The sequence below is a fragment of the Pseudomonas sp. R4-15 genome (assembly GCF_055768815.1).
In genome coordinates this window covers 1947260-1968045 of record NZ_CM147293.1, presented here as the reverse complement: position 1 = coordinate 1968045, position 20786 = coordinate 1947260, and the positions used below count along the sequence as shown (strand labels likewise).

The 20786-nt window shown below is 64.2% G+C and carries 17 protein-coding genes and 1 other annotated feature; of the genes, 5 read left to right on the top strand and 12 right to left on the bottom strand.

What is annotated here, in order from left to right; all coding sequences use genetic code 11:
• Positions 1-30: 30 nt before the first annotated feature.
• The 9 genes from ACYRGX_RS09385 to ACYRGX_RS09345 all read right to left on the bottom strand — a co-directional run bounded on the left by ACYRGX_RS09385 (position 31) and on the right by ACYRGX_RS09345 (position 13241).
• Positions 31-1632 (bottom strand): BCCT family transporter, encoded by a 1602-nt coding sequence (locus ACYRGX_RS09385; protein ID WP_473056292.1) that lies wholly within the window; start codon positions 1630-1632, stop codon positions 31-33.
• A gap of 41 nt (positions 1633-1673) precedes the next feature.
• A protein-coding gene (locus ACYRGX_RS09380) for an IS3 family transposase (RefSeq protein ID WP_473053591.1) occupies positions 1674-2896 on the bottom strand; the annotation gives its coding sequence in 2 pieces (ribosomal slippage) (positions 1674-2611 and positions 2611-2896; 1224 coding nt in all).
• Positions 2502-2618: a sequence feature (AL1L pseudoknot), on the bottom strand. (Overlaps the previous gene by 117 nt.)
• Before the next feature lie 4 nt (positions 2897-2900).
• Entirely contained in the window at positions 2901-3155 is a 255-nt protein-coding gene (locus tag ACYRGX_RS09375) for a hypothetical protein (RefSeq protein WP_473056291.1), read from the bottom strand.
• The gene (locus tag ACYRGX_RS09370; protein WP_473056290.1) at positions 3142-3597 is read right to left on the bottom strand and encodes a hypothetical protein; all 456 of its coding nucleotides are present in this window, start codon (positions 3595-3597) and stop codon (positions 3142-3144) included. Before ACYRGX_RS09370 ends, ACYRGX_RS09375 begins: the two co-directional genes overlap by 14 nt.
• Positions 3598-3668: 71 nt before the next feature.
• On the bottom strand, positions 3669-5747 hold the full coding sequence (locus ACYRGX_RS09365; RefSeq protein ID WP_473056289.1) for a TonB-dependent siderophore receptor: 2079 nt from the start codon (positions 5745-5747) through the stop codon (positions 3669-3671).
• A 538-nt stretch (positions 5748-6285) separates the two neighbouring features.
• Positions 6286-7137, bottom strand: a complete 852-nt coding sequence (locus tag ACYRGX_RS09360) for an AraC family transcriptional regulator (protein WP_473056288.1) — start codon at positions 7135-7137, stop codon at positions 6286-6288.
• Positions 7138-7398: 261 nt separating this feature from the next.
• Complete coding sequence (locus ACYRGX_RS09355) at positions 7399-8937, bottom strand: efflux transporter outer membrane subunit (protein WP_473056287.1); 1539 nt, start codon at positions 8935-8937, stop codon at positions 7399-7401.
• On the bottom strand, positions 8934-12071 hold the full coding sequence (locus ACYRGX_RS09350; protein WP_473056286.1) for a multidrug efflux RND transporter permease subunit: 3138 nt from the start codon (positions 12069-12071) through the stop codon (positions 8934-8936). The genes ACYRGX_RS09355 and ACYRGX_RS09350 overlap by 4 nt, the downstream gene beginning before the upstream one ends.
• A 15-nt stretch (positions 12072-12086) precedes the next feature.
• Positions 12087-13241 (bottom strand): efflux RND transporter periplasmic adaptor subunit, encoded by a 1155-nt coding sequence (locus ACYRGX_RS09345; protein ID WP_473056285.1) that lies wholly within the window; start codon positions 13239-13241, stop codon positions 12087-12089.
• A gap of 161 nt (positions 13242-13402) precedes the next feature.
• On the opposite strand from ACYRGX_RS09345, the gene ACYRGX_RS09340 reads away from it, so the two are divergent.
• Positions 13403-14137: a response regulator gene (locus ACYRGX_RS09340; RefSeq protein WP_473056284.1), complete on the top strand. Its 735-nt coding sequence runs from the start codon at positions 13403-13405 to the stop codon at positions 14135-14137.
• Positions 14134-15210 carry an ATP-binding protein gene (locus ACYRGX_RS09335; RefSeq protein WP_473056283.1) on the top strand — a complete coding sequence of 359 codons (1077 nt, stop codon included), beginning with the start codon at positions 14134-14136 and terminating at the stop codon, positions 15208-15210. Before ACYRGX_RS09340 ends, ACYRGX_RS09335 begins: the two co-directional genes overlap by 4 nt.
• Positions 15211-15274: 64 nt before the next feature.
• Here the strand turns inward: ACYRGX_RS09335 and ACYRGX_RS09330 are convergent, their stop codons facing one another.
• Complete coding sequence (locus ACYRGX_RS09330; RefSeq protein ID WP_473056282.1) at positions 15275-16198, bottom strand: iron-sulfur-binding ferredoxin reductase; 924 nt, start codon at positions 16196-16198, stop codon at positions 15275-15277.
• 111 nt (positions 16199-16309) lie between these two features.
• On the opposite strand from ACYRGX_RS09330, the gene ACYRGX_RS09325 reads away from it, so the two are divergent.
• Both ACYRGX_RS09325 and ACYRGX_RS09320 read left to right on the top strand, forming a co-directional pair.
• Positions 16310-17833 carry a fumarate hydratase gene (locus tag ACYRGX_RS09325; protein ID WP_473056281.1) on the top strand — a complete coding sequence of 508 codons (1524 nt, stop codon included), beginning with the start codon at positions 16310-16312 and terminating at the stop codon, positions 17831-17833.
• 87 nt (positions 17834-17920) lie between these two features.
• Entirely contained in the window at positions 17921-18568 is a 648-nt protein-coding gene (locus ACYRGX_RS09320) for a tetratricopeptide repeat protein (protein WP_473056280.1), read from the top strand.
• A gap of 216 nt (positions 18569-18784) precedes the next feature.
• Here the strand turns inward: ACYRGX_RS09320 and ACYRGX_RS09315 are convergent, their stop codons facing one another.
• Both ACYRGX_RS09315 and ACYRGX_RS09310 read right to left on the bottom strand, forming a co-directional pair.
• The gene (locus tag ACYRGX_RS09315; protein WP_473056279.1) at positions 18785-19645 is read right to left on the bottom strand and encodes a carbon-nitrogen hydrolase family protein; all 861 of its coding nucleotides are present in this window, start codon (positions 19643-19645) and stop codon (positions 18785-18787) included.
• Positions 19642-20232 (bottom strand): GNAT family N-acetyltransferase, encoded by a 591-nt coding sequence (locus ACYRGX_RS09310; protein ID WP_473056278.1) that lies wholly within the window; start codon positions 20230-20232, stop codon positions 19642-19644. The genes ACYRGX_RS09315 and ACYRGX_RS09310 overlap by 4 nt, the downstream gene beginning before the upstream one ends.
• Before the next feature lie 108 nt (positions 20233-20340).
• Between ACYRGX_RS09310 and ACYRGX_RS09305 the strand changes: the two genes are divergently transcribed.
• Positions 20341-20742: a nuclear transport factor 2 family protein gene (locus tag ACYRGX_RS09305; RefSeq protein ID WP_473056277.1), complete on the top strand. Its 402-nt coding sequence runs from the start codon at positions 20341-20343 to the stop codon at positions 20740-20742.
• The last annotated feature ends 44 nt before the right edge of the window (positions 20743-20786 follow it).

The window sequence follows — 20786 nt, the reverse complement described above, 5'->3', positions numbered from 1 at the left end:
AAGAAATAGGCGCGCTGCCCGGCAGTTACGCTATTGGTTGGAATTCATCGGTGCCGCTGGATTAGGGGCTGTACCATAGAGATAGCCAGGACTTTCAACGGCCGCCCTGCTGGAAGGAGCTGCGCCGTCTACGGTAAGCGTCGGCGAGCTCAGACGTTTGCCAAAGTCCTGCTCGAGCATGCGCAACAGCGACCAGGCGAGGATGCCCAACACCGGAATCAATGGCAGCGCCACGACAATGGTGGAGGTCTGCACCGCCTTGAGCCCACCCACCTTGATCAGGCCGATACCCACGACCGCCAGCAGCAGCGCCCAGGTGATGCGAATCCAGCGACGAGGCTCCTCATAACCGGACAGCTCACGCGAAGTGACCGAAGCCAGCACGTACGCAGCCGAGTCCAGGGTGGTGGCGAGGAAGATGAAGCACAGCAGGACGAAGGTGATGATGACCAGATTCGCCATCGGCATGGTCTTCAGGATCGCCAGCACGGTCGCCGGAATACCTTGCTGATTGAGAATCGCGCTGACGTCCAGAACCCCCGAGAGCTGCAGGTCGAGGGCATAGCCACCCCATACGGCGAAGAATACCCAGCAACCCAGGCTGCCCCAGATCAGCTCGGCGAACACCAGTTCGCGGATGGTACGACCACGGGAAATACGCGCGACGAACAGCCCCATCATCGGTGCATAGGCGATCCACCAGGCCCAGTAGAAAATGGTCCAGTCCTGGGGAAAGCTGCCTTTTGCGATCGGATCGGTCCACAGGCTCATCTGCACGAAATTGTTGATCATCAGGCCGACGCTGTTGGACCAGCCGTTGATGATGAACAGGGTCGGACCGATGGCCAGGACAAATACCAGCAGCAAGACCGCCAGATAGACGTTGATGTCGCTGAGGATCTTGATGCCTTTGCTCAGGCCGAACCACACGCTCATGCCGAATAGCGCGGTCCACAGACCTAGAATCAGCATGTCGAAGGCGAACGAGGGCTGCAGGCCGAGTACGTCCGAAGACATGGTCGAAACCAGGGGGACGGCTAAGCCCAGCGAGGTACCGACGCCACCGACGATACCGAACACCACCACGGTATCGAGCAGGATCCCCAGCCAGCCGTTGGCTTTGTCACCCAGCAGCCCGCGCGCGGCGACCGAAAGGCGAACACCCGGCTGACGACGCACGTACATGGAGTAAGCGATAGGAATCGCCGGCAGGCAGTAGAAAGCCCAGGGCGTCAGGCCCCAGTGGAACTGCCCGTAAGCCAGCGCCCACTCGGCAGCCTCCTTGCTGTGCGCGGCGAGACCGCGGGGCGGGCCGTCGTAGTAGTAGATCGGCTCGACCCAGGCCCAGTTGGCGATGGCGATACCGATGCCGCCGCAGAAAATCATGGCGACCCAACTGAAGTAGGAAAACTCGGGGAGATCCTCTGCACGACCGAGACGAACATTGCCGTAGCGCCCCAGGGCAAGCCACAGCAGAAATACCACGGCGCCAAGGCCAGCGAACAGATAGAGCCAACCGAAATTGCCGGTGGCGAAGCTGAACAGCTGCTTGATGATCAGGTTGCCGGACTCAGGAAACAGAGCCAGGGGAATGGTGACGCCGAGAATGACAGCTATCGAAGGCCAGAACACTCTGAACCGCCCCGGCTTTTGTGGAGGCCGTTTCGTTTAAGTCAGGCCGCCATGGCCTGACTTGCTTGTTGCTGGTGGAAGTTTGCCTCAGCCTCCGCGGGCGGGATATATCCGATTGAGCTCAGCAGGCGTTGGTGGTTGTACCAGTGCACCCATTTCAAAGTCGCCATCTCAACAGCTTCGCGGCTCTTCCATGATTGACGGTAAATCAGCTCGGCCTTGTACAGCCCGTTGATGGTTTCGGCCAAGGCGTTGTCGTAGCTATCGCCCTTGCTGCCAACTGAGGGCTCAATGCCGGCCTCTGCCAGCCGCTCGGTGTAGCGAATAGAGACGTACTGGCTGCCACGGTCGCTATGATGGATCAGGCTCCCCGTGCGATGTGGCTGGCGGGCATACAGGGCTTGCTCCAGGGCATCCAGTACGAAGTCGGTCTTCATGCTGGTACTGACTCGCCAGCCGACGATGCGCCGCGCAAAGACATCAATCACGAAGGCCACATACAGCCAGCCCTGCCAGGTCGAGACATACGTGAAGTCCGACACCCACAGCTGATTTGGGCGGTCGGCATGGAACTGGCGTTGCACACGATCCAGCGGGCAGAGCGACTTGTCGCCGGCCACCGTTGTGCGCAGGATCTGGCCGCGCCTTATGCCCTGTAATCCAGCCAGACGCATCAATCGCTCTACCGTGCATCTGGCAGCCTCGATGCCTTCTCGCCGCAGCTGCTTCCAGACCTTCACCACGCCATAGCACTGCATGTTGTCGTCCCATACGCGCTGGATTTCCAAGATCAATGCGTCATCGCGTCGAGCACGGCAGCAGCGCAGTGCCGGGTTGCGCTGCTGCGCCGCATGCTTGCGGTAACCGGACGGGGCGATCCGCAAGACACGGCAGATCGACTCGACCCCGAGACGGTCACGATGCTGATCGACAAAGGCCCTCAGGACTTGGTGCGGCGGTCGAGCTCCGCCTGGGCAAAATACGCACTGGCCAGGCGCAGAATCTCGTTGGCTTTTCGCAGCTCGCGATTTTCGCGCTCCAGGGCTTTGATGCGTTCACGCTCTTCAGTGGTCGGCCCAGGACGTTGGCCGGCGTCGGTCTGATGGCGACGAATCCAGCCATGCAGGGTTTGTGCGGCGCAGCCAATCTTCGGCGCTATGGCTTCAATGGCAGCCCACTCGGAGGGGTAGTCGTTCAGGTGCTCCAGAACCATGCGTACGGCACGTTCACGGACTTCAGGGGAGTAGGTCGTGGTCTTTCTCATGGCCTCATCTTCTCAAGAGTTGAGGCCTCCACGAAACCCAGGGCAGTTCATTGTGCTTTTTCATCCAGAGCGCAGTGCGTCTCTTGTCTTCCGGCGAGTGCTCATGGTCCTCAGCAGGCGCGGTATCGGTCAAGAGAACGAAGGGCTCCCCGCGCTGCAAATTTTCCTCGAATTCGTCGAAGTCCTTCTGGTGGTCATGTCCGGGTTCTTGGGTAAGATTCATCCACACCAAAGGGAAGTCAGAGCTATTCATCGGCATGGCCGTTTTCCTTGTTTTTGATGCGACGCCAGGTGGTCGCGATCGCGAATACGCCGGGCAGCGTAATGAAGAACACAGCCGAAAAGGCCACGTGCCAACCGTCTCGCAACCCGTCGGCTATTCCCCCGAGGGTATTCAGAACGACAAGCAGGCTGCCCAAGACCAGCGCAACCCACTGGGCCTTACGGGTTCCGATCAGCGCGAAGAGCACCGCGACGATCCAACAACCATAGAACGCGGGAAACATCCACAGTACGTCGGGCTCAAACGTGATCGCCGGTGTTGCTCCTTGCGCCCTCACGAAGTCATTGACGTAGAAGAACAACTGGAAGGTGACGAACAGCACGGCACCAGCGGCTGTCGTCAACCAGAACAAGGCGACCTTGTTGGGATTGTTCACGGCCAGGTTTTGCGCGGGGCGCAGGGGAGTCTTGAGGGGCATAAGGAATTTCTCGATAACCAATGTTTGTAGGGCGAGGTTTGCAAATGCAGAAGCGTTCGCCTGGGCTCAAATCAATACCGATAGTTCAGCGTCACCATCACATTGCGTGGCGCGCCATAACCCACGGTGTCGAAATCGCCCTTCTGTAGCGCGTACTTCTTGTCAAAGACGTTGTTGACGTTGACGGCGACGTTGGTCTGCTTCGTGATGTCGTAACGCCCCATCAGTGATACCAGCGCATAGGAGCCCTGTTCCCCGCCTAACGAACTGGTGCCGGTATTGGGCGCTTGGTAGAAGCGGCTTTGCCATTTGATGCCCCCGCCCAGCGTCAACTTGCTCCAATCCCCCGGCAACTGGTACGTGGTGAAAAGCTGCGCGGTGGTGCGCGGCAGTTGCGAATTCAAGCGAATGCCATCGCCGTCTTGCGCCGTGAAATGAGCGATACCCGCATAGATGTTCCAGCCGCGCGCCAGCTCGCCCTGCACGTCCAGCTCGATCCCGCGGGATTTCGTCCCGTCCGCGCCTTTGTAGGCCTGGCCACCGGCTGGCGTATAGGTGCCGGCAACAATCTGCGCCGCGTTGTCGAGCTGGGTCTCGAACAAGGCCACGGCCGCATTCAGACGTCCGTCCAGGTAAGCGCCCTTGAGGCCGATTTCCTTGGTCTTTCCCTTTGACGGCGTGAGCACGTTGCCATTGCTATCGCGATAGTCGGTCTGTGGGTTGAAGATGCCCGTGTAGCTGACGTAAGCCGAATAGGTCTCGTTGATGTCGTAGATCAGGCCGGCATACGGAGTGAATTCGTTGCGCTTCTTGTAGTGCAACGAGCTGCCGTTGGCGTTATCGTCGATTTCGTAGTTGCTGAAGCGACCGCCGACGATGAGTTTCAGAGGCTCGGCCAGCGAGAAGCGGGCTGCGCTGTAGACACCGCTCTGCTTGATTCGGGTGCGGGTCGGTATCCAAGGCATGGCCTCGAAGTCGGGGCGGGGCAAGGCGGGAGTCAAATCATAGATGTTGACCGGCGTAAAGCCTGGATAGAACGGTGCGATATCCTCCTGGCTGGCCGTGCGGCGCGAACGCGTCGCCCCTACCACCAGATCATGCTGGCGGCCGAGCAATTCGAAGGGGCCGCTCGCCATCACGTCAAAGGTGTTTTGACGGCTGTTGGCTTCGGACGCCAGCGCTACCGGATAAGCGCCGGAGGGAAAAAAGCCCAGTCCCGTGGCGCGATCGGGGCGGCCGACCAGGCCGGCCAGTTTGGCATCGGATTCGGTGCGATACTGGTTAGCAATGGCGCGGAGTTCCCAGCCGTTGTCAAAGCGGTGTTCGATCTCGGCAAAAGCCGTTTTGAGGGTGTTATCCCAATGGCTCCAGTCCTGTGCGTAAGTCTTGGAGCGTGAATATTCCGCCTGCGTGCCGTCGCTGAACCATAGTGGCAATCCCCCCCAGGTGGCGCCCTTCGGCGTGATGTCCTGGTAGTCATAGCCCAGGCTCACCGTCGTGTCCGGCGTTAGATCCGCCTCAATGATGCCGTAGAAAGACTTTCTCTCCGGTTTGTAGCCGTCGAGATACGAATGCCCATCTTGGTAAGCCCCTACGAGGCGCGCGCGGATACGGCCGTCCTCGGTCAACGGCGTCGAGATGTCGCCCATGCCCCGGTAGGTGTCCCAACTCCCAGCGCCAAGTGAGGCGGCGGCCGAGAAGTCACGGGTCGGTCGCTTGCGCACCAAATTGATGGCGGCAGACGGGTTGCCAGTGCCGGTCAGCAAGCCGGACCCGCCGCGCACGACCTCGACACGATCATAGAACGCGGTATCAACTGAACCGATGCCGCTCCCATTGACGATGTTGCCGACCACGGTGGGGATGCCGTCGTACTGGACATTGTTGATCAGGAAACCACGCGAATAGAAACTCGTTCGTTCGGTGTCGGACTGGTATGACGTGACGCCCACGGTGTTCTCCAGCACGTTCTGCACCGAATTCAACTGCTGGTCGTCCATCCGCTGACGCGTGACCACCGTCACCGCCTGCGGTGTTTCCTTCAGCGACAGCGGCAGGCGCGTGGCAGCCGCCGTCTCGCCCGTGGTGTAGGAGCCAGAACCTTCGGTGGTCGCCGCATCCATGCGGCCCGTTACGGTGATGGTTGGCAAGGCTATCTCCTCTCGAGACGCCTCCCTCGCCCTAGTTTGGATCGGCGCTGGCTCGGCGGCGAATGCACCCTGCGCGCTAATGAGAACTGCCGCCGCAACTGCCGAGCCCAGCACGGTGCGGGGAGCACTCCTGATTACGCCCTTGTACGGCCCATCCAGATGAGGATAGCCCTCGGGCTCTGCGCGCATATCAATTGGCCAACGGGTCTTCCCAACAGTTGAATTGATGAACATCAACAATACTCATTTGTATTTAGATGTTGCATTTAACAATAGAGGCAGCGGGGAGCGATGGCGAAACCAGGCCAGAATGTTATTCATTTAGGCCAAGCGCGATGTCATTTTGGCGCGGGGATGGTTTTCGTTGAAGACCTGGTGTTGCGTGAACACCTGCAGTCGCTGGCATCCGAAGAAGGCGTTGCTCTCGGCGGAGTCAATCTTCACCATCACCACCACGTCGCGAGATGTCGGCAACTTCGCAAGGAAGGGCCACAGGCGACGGTGAACGGCCGTGGTTCCGAAAGGATAGCCTGACGCCTCAGGGTGAGATTTCACTGGGGAGCATAATGCCGGGCACGGAAGCGAGCTCTGAGCCGCTGATGCGATCCGATAGGTATCGTGCCGGAGGTTTGCCCATGGCCTTGCGGAACATGGTTATGAACCCGCTGGCGTTTTCGTACCCCAGCTCCAATGCCACCGTCTGCACGCTTTCGCCCTTGGTCAAACGTTGAAGCGCAAGGATCACGTGCAACTGCCGACGCCAGCCCCCAAAGCTCATCCCAATTTCATGCAGCAAAAGACGGCTCATGCTGCGCTCGCTCATACCAATTCGAGTAGCCCAATCGGCCTTCGAGGTCTTGTCTGCAGGGTCGGCCAGAATCATTTCCACGAGACAGCGCAATCGGGGATCACGCGGCATGGGCAGATGTAAGCCTTCCACGGGGGCCGCCACCAACTCATCGAGCAACGCGGCAATCAACCGGTCTTCTCGTCCACCCTGAGCATATGACTCAGGAAAACTGGCCACTTTCAGTAGCAACTCGCGTAGCAAGGGCGATACCGAAATCGTGCAACAGGTTCTCGGAAGGTCCGGTGCTGCGTCTGGCTCAACGAACAGGCAATAGCATTCCGTTTCACCCGATCCCCGCGCCGCGTGTGGCAAGTCTCCCGGTATCCATATGGCGCACTGCGGCGGAACGATCCAGATACCGTTTTCAATTTCGCAGTTGAGAATGCCGCGTAGTGAGTAGATCAGCTGCGCCTTGCGGTGCTGATGCCTCGCGTTTTCCCAGTCCCTCGTTATCGATGTGGCACTTAATGCCATAACGGATCGCGAGAAGCTGTCGACGTCCCATGGCACTGTTAGATCGGAGATTGCAATCCTGGACATGTTGTCTCGTAGAGCCTCGGATGGACGATGAGGCTTTGGCCTAATCGGAAAATACCATGACCAACCGGTTCGATAACGTCTAGCCATTCCTTACGCTCGAGGCCTGGCTCCTTCTGGAGGGGATAGTCCAGTTTTCCTGGCGACGGGCAACCCGTTCCTAGGTCCTCACGCCTGGATCTTGTTCCACCAATGTATGGGCCAAATAGAGAGCTCCAGCGACGAGCTCACCCTGAGCACCATCGAATTACTCAAGTAGTACGTTCACGAGGCCTGGATTAGGCCCAGCGACAGGGGCGGTCTGTTAAAAGTGCTTGAACCGTGACCGCTTCTGCCGATCGCAGGCGCTGGGATGAGCGTCGCATCCTCGAAATCTACAGGCGTTCTTCCACGGTCTGCTACATCGCGCTCGTGCAGGCCGCCACCGAGCGACTTGTACAGCGCCACTCGGTTGGCGATTTCTGCGCGGCGCAACTCCAGCAGTGTTTGCCGTGCAGCCTGCAATTGGCGCTGGGCGTCGAGCAGTTCCAGGCGGCCGTCGACGCCTGCGCGGTAACGCAGATCGGACAGCGCCAGGCGCCGTTCGGCAGCATTCACTGCACGCAGTTGTGCCTCGATCTGGCGGCCGAAGGTGGCTGTTCCCGCCAAGGCATCGGCCACCTCGCGGAAGGCGCTTTGGATGGCGCGCTCGTACTGCGCGACCGCCTCGGATTTACGCACCTCGGCCAGGCGCAGTTCAGCACGCAGGCGCCCGCCCTGAAACAGCGGCTGGGTGATCTGCGGGGCGAAACGCCAGACCTGCCGCGCCGGGTCGAACAGGCCAGCGAGCGAGGTGCTGGCGTAACCGAAGGACGCAGTCAGGGAAATCTGCGGGAAGAACGCCGCCCGCGCCGCGCCGATATCGGCATTGGCCGCTACCAGCATCTGTTCGGCCTGGCGCAAGTCTGGTCGGCTCAGCAGCAGGTCGGCCGGCAGCCCCGCCGGGAGTTGCGCGATCAGAGATTGGCGCTCCAGTGGCAAGGCCGCGGGCAGATCGACCGGTAGCTCGCTGCCCACCAGCAATTGCAGGGCGTTGTCCGCCTGCGCCAAAGCGCGGCGGCGCGCTTCCAGGTCGGCTTCGGCCAGGGCCACCTGCCCTTCGGCCTGGGCCACATCCAGACTGCTGTTCTGCTCGGCCTGTTTGAGCAGGCGCGCCAGCTGCAACGATTGTTGCCAGTCAGCCAGGGTGCGCTCGGTCAACTGCAGTTGCTCGTCAGCCAGGCGCTGGGCGAAGTAGGCCTCGGCCACCGCGCCGACCAGGGTGATCTGCGCCGCATCGCGGCCCTGCTCACTGGCCAGGTAACGCGCGAACGCCGCATCGGAGAGTGCGCGCACGCGGCCGAACAGGTCCAGCTCGAAGGCGCTGAGGGCGACGTTCACCCCGGTCTGCTGGTTCACCTCGCGGCTAGCCTGGCCGTTCGCATCAGTCGTCAAAGCGCGCTCCCGCGTGCGCGTTCCCTCCAGCCCCACAGCCGGCAGACGTGCGGCGCGCTGGACGTTCGCCTGGGCCTGCGTCGCCTCGACGTTGAGGATGGCCAGGCGCAGGTCGCGGTTATTGGCCAGCGAAAGGTCGATCAGCCGTTGCAGGCGCGGGTCGGCGAACATCGCGCGCCAGCCCAGGGCGCTGGCCGGCAGCGTCGGGGCTGGTTCAGCAGCCATGGCATAGCGCGCGGGCACCGGTGCGGCCGCACGCTCCAGCGGCGGGGTCAGTGAGCAGGCACTCAGGCAGGCAAGCAGCGGCAGGGTCAGAAACAGGCGCATCATGGGTTCTCCTGGGTCAGCGCGGCGCCGCCCCGCTGCGCACGCCAGGCGCTGAAACGCTCCTGCGTGCCGATGACGAAGACGAAGAAGGCCGGCACGAAGAACACCGCCAATAGGGTGCCACTGAGCATGCCGCCAAACACCCCGGTGCCGATGGCGTGCTGGGTTTCGGCACTGGCGCCGGAGGCGAGCATCAGCGGCATCACACCGAGGGTGAAGGCCAGCGAGGTCATCAGGATCGGCCGCAGGCGCAGGCGCGCAGCGGTCACGGCGGCGTCGATCAGCGTGCGCCCCTCGGCATGCAACTGACGGGCGAACTCGACGATGAGGATGGCGTTCTTCGCCGACAGGCCGATGATGGTGATCATCCCCACCTTGAAGAACACGTCGTTGGGCATGCCGCGCAGCATCACTGCGGCCACCGCGCCGAGCAAGCCCAGCGGCACTACCAACATCACCGACAGCGGGATCGACCAGCTCTCGTAGAGCGCCGCCAGCACCAGGAACACCACCAGCGCCGAGAGCAGCATCAGCAGCGGTGCCTGCGCCGCCGACTGGCGCTCCTGCAGCGACTGCCCGGTCCAGGCCACGGCGAAGCCCTGCGGTAACTGGGCGACCAGGCGTTCCATCTCGGCCATCGCCGCACCGCTGGAAACCCCGGCAGCCGCACCGCCGGCGATACGCACGGCGGGATACCCCTGAAAACGCATCATCTGCTGCGGCGACTCGCTCCACACCGGCGTCACCACCTCGCGCAGCGCCACCATGCCGCCGCCTGCATTGCGCACGCGCAGGCCGAGCACGTCGTCCAGTTGCATGCGCGCCGCGGCGTCGGCCTGCAGAATGACCTGCTGCATGCGCCCGGCATTGGGGAAGTCGTTGACGTACAACGAGCCCATGGCTGCCGACAGCGTGCTGCTCACGGCGGAGAAGGATAGCCCCATGGCCTCGGCCTTCTGCCGGTCGATCTGCAGGCGGATGCTCTCGCCGGGCGGCAGGCCGTCGGGGTAGACATCGCTGACCACCTTGCTCTGCGCCGCCAGTGCCAGCAGTTGCGCCTGCGCCGCCAGCAGCGCAGTCTCGCCACGGTTGGCGCGATCCTGCAAGAACAGGGTGAAGCCCGAGGAGGTACCGAGCTCGTCGATGGCCGGTGGCATCAGGCTCATCACCGTGCCTTCGACGTTACCGGCCATGGCCTGCTGCGCCAGCGCTGCTTCTTCGGCGGCAGTGGCGCCATGGCGCTGGTTCCAGTCCTTGAGCATGGTAAAGGCTATGGCTGCGTTGGGGCCGGAGCCGGCGAAGCTGAAACCCAGCACCACCATGTTGGCATCCAGCCCTGGGCGCGAAGCGACGTGCGCCTCGTAGGCCTTGACCACGTCCAGCGTGCGCTCGCTGGTGGCGCCGGTGGGCAACTGGATGGAGGTCATGAAGTAGCCCTGATCCTCTTCCGGCAGGAAGGACGACGGCAATTGCGCGGCGGCGACGGCCAGCACCGCGCAGAGCACGGCGAACGCTGCCATCATCCGCCCACTGCGCCCGACCAGGCGCGCCACCCGCGCCCCGTAGCTCGCTGTCATGCGCTCGAAACCGCGGTTGAAAGCGCCGAAGAAGCCGCGTTTTTCATGATGATCCGCGCTGACCGGGCGCAGCAGCGTGGCGCACAGCGCCGGCGTCAGGCTCAGGGCGAGGAAGGCCGAGAACAGGATCGACACCGCCATCGACAGGGTGAACTGCTGGTAGATCACCCCCACCGAGCCACTGCCGAAGGCCATGGGGATGAACACGGCGGTGAGTACCAGAGTGATACCGATGATCGCCCCGGTGATTTCCCGCATCGCCTGCAGGGTCGCCTCTTTCGGCGACAGCCCCTGGGTGGCCATCAGCCGTTCAACGTTCTCCACCACTACGATGGCGTCATCGACGATGATGCCGATGGCCAGCACCATGCCGAACATGGTCAGCGAGTTGATCGAGAAGCCCGCCAGCAGCATCACCGCGAAGGTGCCGAGCAGCGCAATCGGCGCGACGATGGCCGGGATCAGCGTGTAGCGCAGGTTCTGCAGGAACACGAACATCACCAGGAACACCAGCGCCATGGCCTCGAACAGAGTGTAGATCACCTTCTCGATGGACACCTTGACGAAGGGCGCGGTGTCGAACGGCACCGAATAGGCCATGCCGAAGGGCATACTCGGCGCCAGCTCGGCCAGGCGCTCGCGCACGGCCGAGGCGGTACGCACGGCGTTGGCTCCGGGCGACAACTGGATCGCGGCACTGGTCGCCGCCACGCCATTCTCGCGGTTGGAGAAGGCATAGGACTGTGCACCCAGCTCGATGCGCGCCACGTCACCGAGCACCACCTTGGCGCCATCGGCAGCGGCGCGCAGGACCACGGCGGCGAACTGCTCAGGCGTGCTCAGTTGCCCCTGCACGATCAGCGGCACGGTCAGGCGCTGGCCCGGCAACGCCGGCTCGTCACCGACCCGGCCGGGAGCGATCTGCACGTTCTGCTGCTCGATGGCCTGGACCAGTTCGTTCATGGTCAGGCCATAGGCAGTGAGCTGCTGCGGGTCGACCCAGACGCGCATGGCCTGCTCGGCGCCGAACAGCTGCACGCGGCCCACGCCGTCGATACGGCGCAACTCCTGGACGATGTTGCGCGCCAGGTAATCGTTCAGCGCCACTTCGTCGTACTGACCATTGGGCGAGGTCATGCCGACCATCATCAGAAAGCCCGAGGCGGCGGATTCCACCTGCAGGCCGTTCTGACGCACGGCCTGGGGCAGACGCGGCTCCACCGCCTTGATGCGGTTCTGGACGTCCACCTGGGCCAGCTCGGCATCGGTGCCCGGCTTGAAGGTGGCGGTGATCTGCGCGGTGCCCGAGGTGTCCACCGAGGACTCGAAGTACAACAGGTTCTTCACCCCGGAAAGCTCGCGCTCGACCAGGCTCACCACCGAGTCGTTGAGGGTCTGTGGGGTGGCACCCGGATAGGTGGCGTAGAGGGTCACCGAAGGCGGCGCCACCGACGGGTAGCGGGCAATGGGCAGTTGCGGGATCGCAATGAGGCCGACCAGCACGATGAACAGGGCGATCACCCAGGCAAACACCGGGCGATTGATGAAAAACTGCGGCATGGGTTGTCTCCGGACTCAGTGCGCGACGGCGCTGAGGCGTTCACCGCTGGCGGCGGGCTGCCAGGAGCGCGTGGCAACCTGGGCATCGGGGCTCAAACGTTCGATACCCTCGATCACCACCTGCTGCCCGGCACTGAGCCCGGACACCACGCGGTAACGGCGCTCGACCAGCTCACCGAGCTCGATGGGCACCGGCTGTACCTGGCCCTGGTCATCGACCACCCATACGCTGGCCTGGCCTGCCGTGCGCGTTACCGCCTGCTGCGGCACGCTGAGGGCGGCGGAGTAATGCGCACGGGGTATCCGCGCCTGCACGTAGAGGCCGGGTAACAGGCGGCGCTGCGGGTTGTCCACCAGCACGCGCAGCAACACGTCGCCGGTGCCGGCATCCACCTCGATGCCGGAGAACAGGATGCGCCCACGCATACCCAGTGGCTTGCCGTCGCTGCCGAGGATTTCCACGTTCAGCTCCGGCGTCGCCGAACCGGCCTGCTGGCGCAGCGTGTCCAGTATCGAGGCAGACTGGCGTACGTCGACGTACACCTGGTCGATCTGCTGAATACGCGCCATGGGCGTGGCATCGGTCGGCGACACCAGCGCTCCCTCGCTGACCAGCGCCTGGTCGATGCGCCCGGCAATCGGCGCCTCAACGCTGGCGAACTGCAGGTCCAGCCTGCGCCGCGCCAGCGTCGCCCGGGCCTGGGCCACATCGGCGGCGGCCTGCTCACGCTGCGCCACGGCGTCGTCATACACCTGGCGGCTGACCGCCTCGGCGCGCACCAAAGGAGCCAGGCGCTCGGCCTGTACACGCGCCCGGGTCAGGGTCGCTTCGGCGCGCTGCAAGGCGGCCGCAGCGCTATCGACCTCTGCCTTGAACGGCGCCGGGTTGATCTGAAACAGCACGGCACCGGCCTCTACTTCGGCACCCTGCTCGAACAGACGGCGCTGCACGATGCCGCCGATCTGCGCGCGAATCTCGGCGCTGCGCACGGCGGCCACACGGGCTGGCAGGTCCTCGCTGACCGCCAGCTCCTGCGCCTGCAATGCCAGCACCGACACCTGCAGCGGCGCGTCCGCCTCGCTTTGCTCAGGCGCCGCGTCGCAGCCTGCCAGAGCCAATACGGCAAACCCTGCGAGCACGATGCCCAGATGCCGCTGTTTACTGTCCATAACCAACTCCTCGTTGCACTCTAAGCTCCGGTGACCTGATGGCGACCGGGAGCTGATCGAGGCTGCAGTCTGAAGCGGCGCTGTTGCGAATGATTCGAGGCTTTGTGGAGAAAGCATGGAGGCCGCGATAGTATTTATCGCCCCTCCGCGCGAGCCCGCCGATGTCCGATCCCCACGCCCGTACCAGCACTGCTTCCCCTGCCCCGGCACTGGTGCTGATCGCCGAGGACGAGGCCGAGATCGCCGACATCCTCATCGCCTACCTGCAGCGCAGCGGCCTGCGCACCCAGCACGCCAGCGACGGCCAGCAGGCCCTGGCCCTGCACCAGACGCTCAAGCCGGACCTGCTGCTGCTCGATGTGCAGATGCCGGTGTGCGATGGCTGGAAGGTACTCAGCGAAATTCGCGCCCGCGGCGACACCCCGGTGATCATGCTCACCGCGCTCGACCAGGACATCGACAAGCTGATGGGGCTGCGCCTGGGCGCTGACGACTACGTGGTCAAACCCTTCAATCCGGCCGAGGTGGTGGCGCGGGTGCAGGCGGTGCTACGGCGCACACGGGGCAGCGCTCCCGCCACCACGCAGATGCTGCGCGTCGGGCCGTTCCAGATCGACCTGGACAGCCACGCGGCCAGCGTGATGGTCGATGGCCAGCAACAAGCCCTGGAGCTGACCCTGACCGAGTTCAAGCTGCTGGCCTGCCTGATGCGCACGCCGAAACGGGCGTTCAGCCGCACCGAACTGCTGGAGAGCTGCCTGCCGGAAGGCGACACGCTGGAACGCACCGTGGACAGCCACGTCAGCAAATTGCGCAAGAAACTCGAAGCTATCGATATCCAGGGCGTGCCAGCCAGCGTCTGGGGCGTGGGTTATCGCTTCGGCGTCGAACCATGAAGCCAACCCCCGGACTGCGCCGGCAGATCATCCAGTCCCTGGCGGTGATGGCGCTGGGCATCATCTGCCTCTCGGTGATCGGCACTTACGTGTTCTACGCCTTCGCCGTGACCTACCTGCCGGGCAGCATCTCCAATACCATGGTGCCCTCGAGGGTGGAACTGGTGTGGATCGTCTGCACCATCATCGCCGCACTGAGCATGGCGGTGTTCGTTGCCATGCGCCTGTCACGGCGCCTGATCACCCCGCTTAACTCGGTGGCGCACAGCCTGCGCGAAGTGGCCCAGGGCAAGCTCGATGCGCGCGCACCGCTAGACGCACAGGCCATGGGCGAAACCGCGCAACTGGTGCGCGACTTCAACGCCATGGCCGAGCGCCTGCAAAGCATGACCCGCGAGCGTGAGTTCTGGAACGCCGCCATCGCCCATGAACTGCGCACCCCAGTGACCATCCTGCGTGGCCGTTTGCAGGGCTTGGCAGAAGGGGTTTTCACGCCCAGCAGCGCGATCTTCGAGGGCCTGTTGCGCCAAGTAGAAGGCCTTAATCGCTTGATCGAGGACCTGCGCGTACTGAGCCTTAACGAAAGTGGTCACCTTGAGGTTCAGCACCTCAAGGTCAAGCTGGCCGAGGAACTTGAGACCGTAGTACAGGCCTTCACTGCGCCCCTCACGGCAAAGGGTTTGATACTGCATAGCGAACTGGACGCCACGCTTTGGGTGGAGTGCGATGCCATGCGCATTCGCCAGGCGCTGATGGCGTTGCTGGAAAACGCCCAGCAACATGCCGATCCGGGCATCCTGCGAGTACGCCTTGAAGAGGTAGACGGCCTTGTCCAATTAGCAGTGGAAGACGAGGGTCCCGGCATCGATAGCGAGCTGACCAGCGAGATCTTCGAGGCCTTTCGTCGTGGCGATCATTCGCGCTCTCGAAAAAGCGGCGGTAGTGGCCTGGGGCTCGCCGTGGTCAAAGCTATCGCAGAGGCTCATGGTGGCCATGCGATGTGCCGAGCCTCTGAAATGGGAAGTTCGTTCATTATCTCCTGGCCGGCCAGCACGCAGGTTGCTCAGAGATAGTCTGTTAGTCCAGTGTCCGAATTTGGCCGTTAGCCAACACTCGAAATAGACCAGAAACCACGCCTCACCCCCTTCCCACAAACTCATCCGCAAACACCTGCCCCCTCGGCACACCGGCCAGGTACATCGCCTTGGCGAACGCCTCCACCCGCTCGGGCGAGCCGCAGAGTAGTGCGCGTGTCTGGCGGTTGGGGCGCAGCAGGGGCAGGCGTTGGTCGGGGGTGAGGAAGTCTAGGGTCAGTTGCGGATGGGCCTCGGCGAGGGCCTCAAGTTCGCGGCGCAGGTAGTGGCCGACGCCCTGCCCGGCCATATGCAGCAGGTGGATCGGGCCGGTGTGTTCCTGACGCAGGGCTTCGCGCAGCAGGGCCCAGAGCGGCGCCAGGCCGCTGCCGGCGGCGAGCAGCCAGAGCGGGGCGTCGCTCCATTCGGGCTCATAATGCAAGGCGCCGCCGTGCAGGGTGCCGAGGGCGAGGCCGTCACCGGCCTGCAGGGTGCGGGCGTGATCGACGAAGGCGCCGGAGCGGCGGCAGTCGATATGGAATTCCAACAGGGCTTCGCCAGGCAGGCTGGCCAGGGAATAGGGGCGACTGATGCCGCTGGGCGTCCACAGGTTGAGGTGTTCGCCGGCGCGATAGCGGATCGGGCGTTCGGCTCGCAGCCACAGGCGCAGCAGTCCCGGCGCCGGCCATTCGAGGCGCTCGACGCGCGCCGGCAGGCCGTCACGGGCCGGGTCGAAGGGCGCCAGGCGCAGGTCTCCGGCGACCCGGCACTGGCAAGCCAGGCGCCAGCCGTCGGCGCGTTGATCCGGCCCAAGCGCCTGCGGCTGGGCGTCGTTGGGCTCGCCCTCCAGGCAGCGCACCAGGCAGCTCTGGCAGGCCCCGGCGCGGCAGCTGTAGGGCAGCGCAACGCCGATGCGCAGCAGCGCATCGAGCAGGTTCTCGCCCTCGGCCACCGGCCATTGCGCGTCACCCAGTTCCAGCAGGGGCATCTCCGTCTCCAGCAAAGTGCGGCGCCAGGGCGCACGCACGGGTTATACTGCTGCGCTTTTTTCGCGCCGGTGAACGGCGCCTACAGACTCTCGCCAAGAGGAGCGCCCCTCGTGACCGTGATCAAGCAAGAGGACCTGATCCAGAGCGTCGCCGACGCACTGCAGTTCATCTCCTACTACCACCCCGTCGATTTCATCCAGGCCATGCACGAGGCCTACCTGCGCGAGGAGTCGCCCGCCGCGCGCGATTCCATGGCGCAGATCCTGATCAACTCGCGCATGTGCGCCACCGGTCATCGGCCGATCTGCCAGGATACCGGCATCGTCACCGTGTTCGTCCGCGTCGGTATGGACGTGCGCTGGGATGGCGCCACCCTGAGCCTGGACGACATGATCAACGAAGGCGTGCGTCGCGCCTACAACCTGCCGGACAACGTCCTGCGCGCGTCGATCCTCGCCGACCCGGCGGGCGCCCGCAAGAACACCAAGGACAACACCCCGGCGGTGATCCACTACTCCATCGTCCCCGGCGACAAGGTCGAGGTGGACGTCGCGGCCAAGGGCGGCGGCTCGGAGAACAAGTCGAAGATGGCCATGCTCAACCCGTCCGACTCGATCGTCGACTGGGTGCTCAAGACCGTCCCGACCATGGGCGCCGGCTGGTGCCCGCCGGGCATGCTCGGCATCGGCATCGGCGGTACCGCCGAGAAGGCCGCGGTGATGGCCAAGGAAGTGTTGATGGACCCCATCGACATCCATGAGCTCAAAGCCCGCGGCCCGCAGAACCGCATCGAGGAACTGCGCCTGGAGCTGTTCGACAAGGTCAACCAACTGGGCATCGGCGCCCAGGGCCTGGGTGGCCTGACCACCGTGCTCGACGTGAAGATCATGGATTACCCGACCCATGCCGCGTCCCTGCCGGTGTGCATGATCCCCAACTGCGCCGCCACCCGCCACGCGCACTTCGTGCTCGATGGCTCCGGCCCGGCCGTGTTGGAAGCGCCGGATCTGGACGCCTACCCGGAAATCGTCTGGGAAGCCGGCCCGAGTGCCCGTCGCGTCAACCTCGACAGCATCACCCCGGAAGAGGTGCAGAGCTGGAAACCGGGCGAGACCATCCTGCTCAACGGCAAGATGCTCACCGGCCGCGACGCCGCGCACAAGCGCATGGTCGACATGCTGAACAAGGGCGAAGAGCTGCCGGTGGACCTCAAGGGCCGCTTCATCTACTACGTCGGCCCGGTCGATCCGGTCGGTGACGAAGTGGTTGGCCCTGCCGGCCCCACCACCGCCACGCGCATGGACAAGTTCACCCGTCAGATCCTCGAGCAGACGGGTCTCCTGGGCATGATCGGCAAGTCCGAGCGCGGTCCCATCGCCATCGAGGCGATCAAGGACAACAAGGCCGTGTACCTGATGGCCGTCGGCGGCGCTGCGTACCTGGTCGCCCAGGCGATCAAGGCGTCGAAGACCATCGCCTTCCCCGAACTGGGCATGGAAGCGATCTACGAGTTCGACGTGAAGGACATGCCCGTGACCGTCGCCGTGGACACCAACGGTGAGTCGGTACACACCACCGGCCCGGCGATCTGGAGCAAGAAGATCGCCGAAAGCCTGGCGGTGGAAGTGAAGTAAACCGCGCCGCCACCCGCAGCGCATAAAACGCCGGGCGATGGCATCATCGTCCGGCGTTTTCCATTTCAAGCCATGGAGAGGTTGCCGATGGCCCGTATTCCCGTTCGCCCGCTGCTGGCCCTGCTGCTGGCGTTGAACCTGCTACCCACTGCCCAGGCTGCCGAGTTCGAGGCCAATCCCTGCGACCTGCAGGACGCCTACTCGGCGCTGGAAGGCGAAGCCATGCAGGCCGCCGCCGAAGAAGGCCATGCGACCGCGCAGTTCAACCTCGCGGTGGACTACGAAAATGGCGATAACGGCTACCCCGAGGACATCGAGCAGGCCGTCGTCTGGTACCGCCGCGCCGCCGAGCAAGGCCACGTCTGCGCCCAGTACAACCTGGCGATCAGCTACGAGAACGGCGAAGGCGTCGAGCAGGACCAGGGCATGGCGGTGCATTGGTACACCCAGGCAGCCGAGGGCGGAGACAGCGACGCCCAGTACAACCTGGCGGTGTGCTACGAAAACGGTGAGGGCGTACGCCAGAGCTATCAACTCGCCTTCCAGTGGTTCAAGGCCTCCGCCGACCAGGGCGACCCGGACGCCCAGTACGCCGTAGGCGAATACTATCGCCAGGGCCAGGGCGTAAAGGCGGACGAAGCACAGGCGACCTTCTGGCTACGCCAGGCCGCCGACCAGGGCCACGAACAGGCCCGCCGTGAGCTTGAAGGCATCAGCGAGGGGACGCTGCTGTAGGGGCTGCGGCGACTCTGCATGCCGCACCCCCTCTCCCACGAGGGGTGAGGGGAGCTAAAAGCAAAGCCCGACATCCGTTAGCCCCTCTCTCGCGAGAAAGGGGAGCGAGAAGCAACGCCCCGCCGCCCTTAGCCGCGCCCCGCGGGAGAAAACGGAGCGAGAAGCCCCCGCACTTATTAGCCCCTCGCCCCTCGCGGGAGAGGGGGAATCCCGAACCTAGCGAAACTGCTCCGGCCAATCACGCCGGGTGAAGACCTGCCCTTCATTTCGCACCCGGCACACCGCCTCGAGGTCCAGCTCGGCGAGCAGCCAGCGGCTCTGCGCCGGCCACAGCTCCTCGCTTTGCGCCAGCACGCCATCGGCGGGCATGCCGTAGTCGGACGGTACATAAAGGCCGGCGCGACCACAGTTCTCGTCCAGCGCCGGGCTCCAGGGCGCCAGGCCCACGGTGGGCGATTGCAGTACGGCGATCTGGTTTTCCAGTGCTCGCGCCTGGGCGCCGATGCGGACCCGGTGATAGCCCGCCTCGGTATCGGTACAACTGGGCGCGAGGATCAGGTCGGCGCCCTGCTCCGCCAACCGGCGCGCCAGCATGGGGAACTCGTTGTCGTAGCAGATAAGGATGCCCAGGCGCCCCAACGCGGTGTCGAACACCCGCAGTCCGTCGCCGGCGGCGATGCCCCATTGCTCGCGCTCGAAGCGCGTCATCATCAGTTTGTCCTGATGCCCCAGCGCGCCCTGGGGGCCGAACAGCCAGGCACGGTTGCGATAGACGCCCGCGCTGTCGCGGATCGGCGCCGATCCCGGCTGCAGGTAAATGCCCAGCTCACGCGCCAGGCTTTCGCACAGCGCCAGCCAGCGTGGCAGCAGCGGCTGGATGCCGGCGATGGAGCCGTGCAGATCGCCACGCTCCGCCGCAGACAGCTGGCCGGACAGCACCAGCCCCGCATACTCCGGCAGCAACAGCAGTTGTGCGCCCTGCCCCGCCGCATCTTCGCAGAGCGCGCGCAGGTGCGCGGCGTAGGCGTCCCAGTCCTCGAACAGCTCGATGGCGTATTGGCAGGCGGCGACTTTCATTGGTCCAGCGCCTTGAGCCAGAAGCTCATCGGCTTGGGCGACTCGAGGGCATCGTCCAGGTCCTTCCAGTGGAACTCGGTATGCAGCTCGGGACGCGCACGGTAGCCGCGCCGCTGCCAGAAGGCGTCCAGCGGTTCGTAGCCGGCTGGCCGCCGCGGGTGATCGAGCGGACGCTGCACCGCGCAGAAGGCGCACCAGTCGAAGCGCCCCAGGCGCCGCGCGTAGGCTTCGCGTTCCTCGAAGAAGCGCACGCCCAGCCCGCGCCCACGGTATTCGGGCAGGAGCACAGACTCGCCGAAATAGAACACCGACGCCAGAGCCGGCCCATGCTCGCGGAACGGCGCCTGGAAGGCGGCGTCCTCGTCGGCCAGCGGCAGGCCAGTGGAGGCGCCGACCACCCGTTCGCCGTCCAGCGCCAGCACGAACAGACTCTCGGCGCAACGGGCGTAGGTCTGCAGGTACTCGGCCTCGTAGCCCAGGTCACCGTCGTAGAGGTAGGGAAATTCACGGAACACGGCAATCCGCAGCCGTGCCAGGTCGTCGATATGCGGCGCGATGGCGGCGCCGTGCAGGGTCTGGATTCGCATGGGTCGTCGTGGGTATGGCGGATGACGCGGTCGGCTATCGACCGATGGCCGGCACAACTTATCATGCGCGCCCAGATCCGCTTAACCCATGGAGACAGGAGCTTGTCCATGACCGCCAGCGAACTCGTCCAGCAGTACTACGCCGCGTTCAACGCCGGCGACATGCCCGCCTTCCTCGCGCTGCTCGCCGAGGACGTGGCCCACGACATCAACCAGGGCGAGCGCCAGGTCGGCAAGGCCGCCTTCGCCGAATTCATGGTGAAGATGAACCGCTGCTACCGCGAGCGCCTGGAAGACATCGTGATGATGAGCAGCGCCGACGGCCGCCGCGCTGCCACCGAGTTCGTCGTGCATGGCGAATACCTGGCCGACGACGAGGGCCTGCCGCCGGCGCGCGGACAACGCTACGTGCTGCCGGCCGGCGCCTTCTTCGAGATTCGCGATGGCAAGGTCGCGCGCATCAGCAACTACTACAACCTCAACGACTGGATCGCCCAGGTCGCTGGCTAGGGCCCTTCGACGTTTCGTTCACGACCGCGAACCCAGCGTCAACA

What these genes read in the sequence shown, in the direction of transcription:
- ACYRGX_RS09375 (WP_473056291.1), bottom strand. Translation starts at nt 3,155, where the DNA reads ATGCCGATGAATAGCTCTGACTTCCCTTTGGTGTGGATGAATCTTACC.
- ACYRGX_RS09370 (WP_473056290.1), bottom strand. Translation starts at nt 3,597, where the DNA reads ATGCCCCTCAAGACTCCCCTGCGCCCCGCGCAAAACCTGGCCGTGAAC.
- ACYRGX_RS09360 (WP_473056288.1), bottom strand. Translation starts at nt 7,137, where the DNA reads ATGTCCAGGATTGCAATCTCCGATCTAACAGTGCCATGGGACGTCGAC.
- ACYRGX_RS09355 (WP_473056287.1), bottom strand. Translation starts at nt 8,937, where the DNA reads ATGATGCGCCTGTTTCTGACCCTGCCGCTGCTTGCCTGCCTGAGTGCC.
- ACYRGX_RS09350 (WP_473056286.1), bottom strand. Translation starts at nt 12,071, where the DNA reads ATGCCGCAGTTTTTCATCAATCGCCCGGTGTTTGCCTGGGTGATCGCC.
- ACYRGX_RS09345 (WP_473056285.1), bottom strand. Translation starts at nt 13,241, where the DNA reads ATGGACAGTAAACAGCGGCATCTGGGCATCGTGCTCGCAGGGTTTGCC.
- ACYRGX_RS09340 (WP_473056284.1), top strand. Translation starts at nt 13,403, where the DNA reads ATGTCCGATCCCCACGCCCGTACCAGCACTGCTTCCCCTGCCCCGGCA.
- ACYRGX_RS09335 (WP_473056283.1), top strand. Translation starts at nt 14,134, where the DNA reads ATGAAGCCAACCCCCGGACTGCGCCGGCAGATCATCCAGTCCCTGGCG.
- ACYRGX_RS09330 (WP_473056282.1), bottom strand. Translation starts at nt 16,198, where the DNA reads ATGCCCCTGCTGGAACTGGGTGACGCGCAATGGCCGGTGGCCGAGGGC.
- ACYRGX_RS09320 (WP_473056280.1), top strand. Translation starts at nt 17,921, where the DNA reads ATGGCCCGTATTCCCGTTCGCCCGCTGCTGGCCCTGCTGCTGGCGTTG.
- ACYRGX_RS09315 (WP_473056279.1), bottom strand. Translation starts at nt 19,645, where the DNA reads ATGAAAGTCGCCGCCTGCCAATACGCCATCGAGCTGTTCGAGGACTGG.
- ACYRGX_RS09310 (WP_473056278.1), bottom strand. Translation starts at nt 20,232, where the DNA reads ATGCGAATCCAGACCCTGCACGGCGCCGCCATCGCGCCGCATATCGAC.
- ACYRGX_RS09305 (WP_473056277.1), top strand. Translation starts at nt 20,341, where the DNA reads ATGACCGCCAGCGAACTCGTCCAGCAGTACTACGCCGCGTTCAACGCC.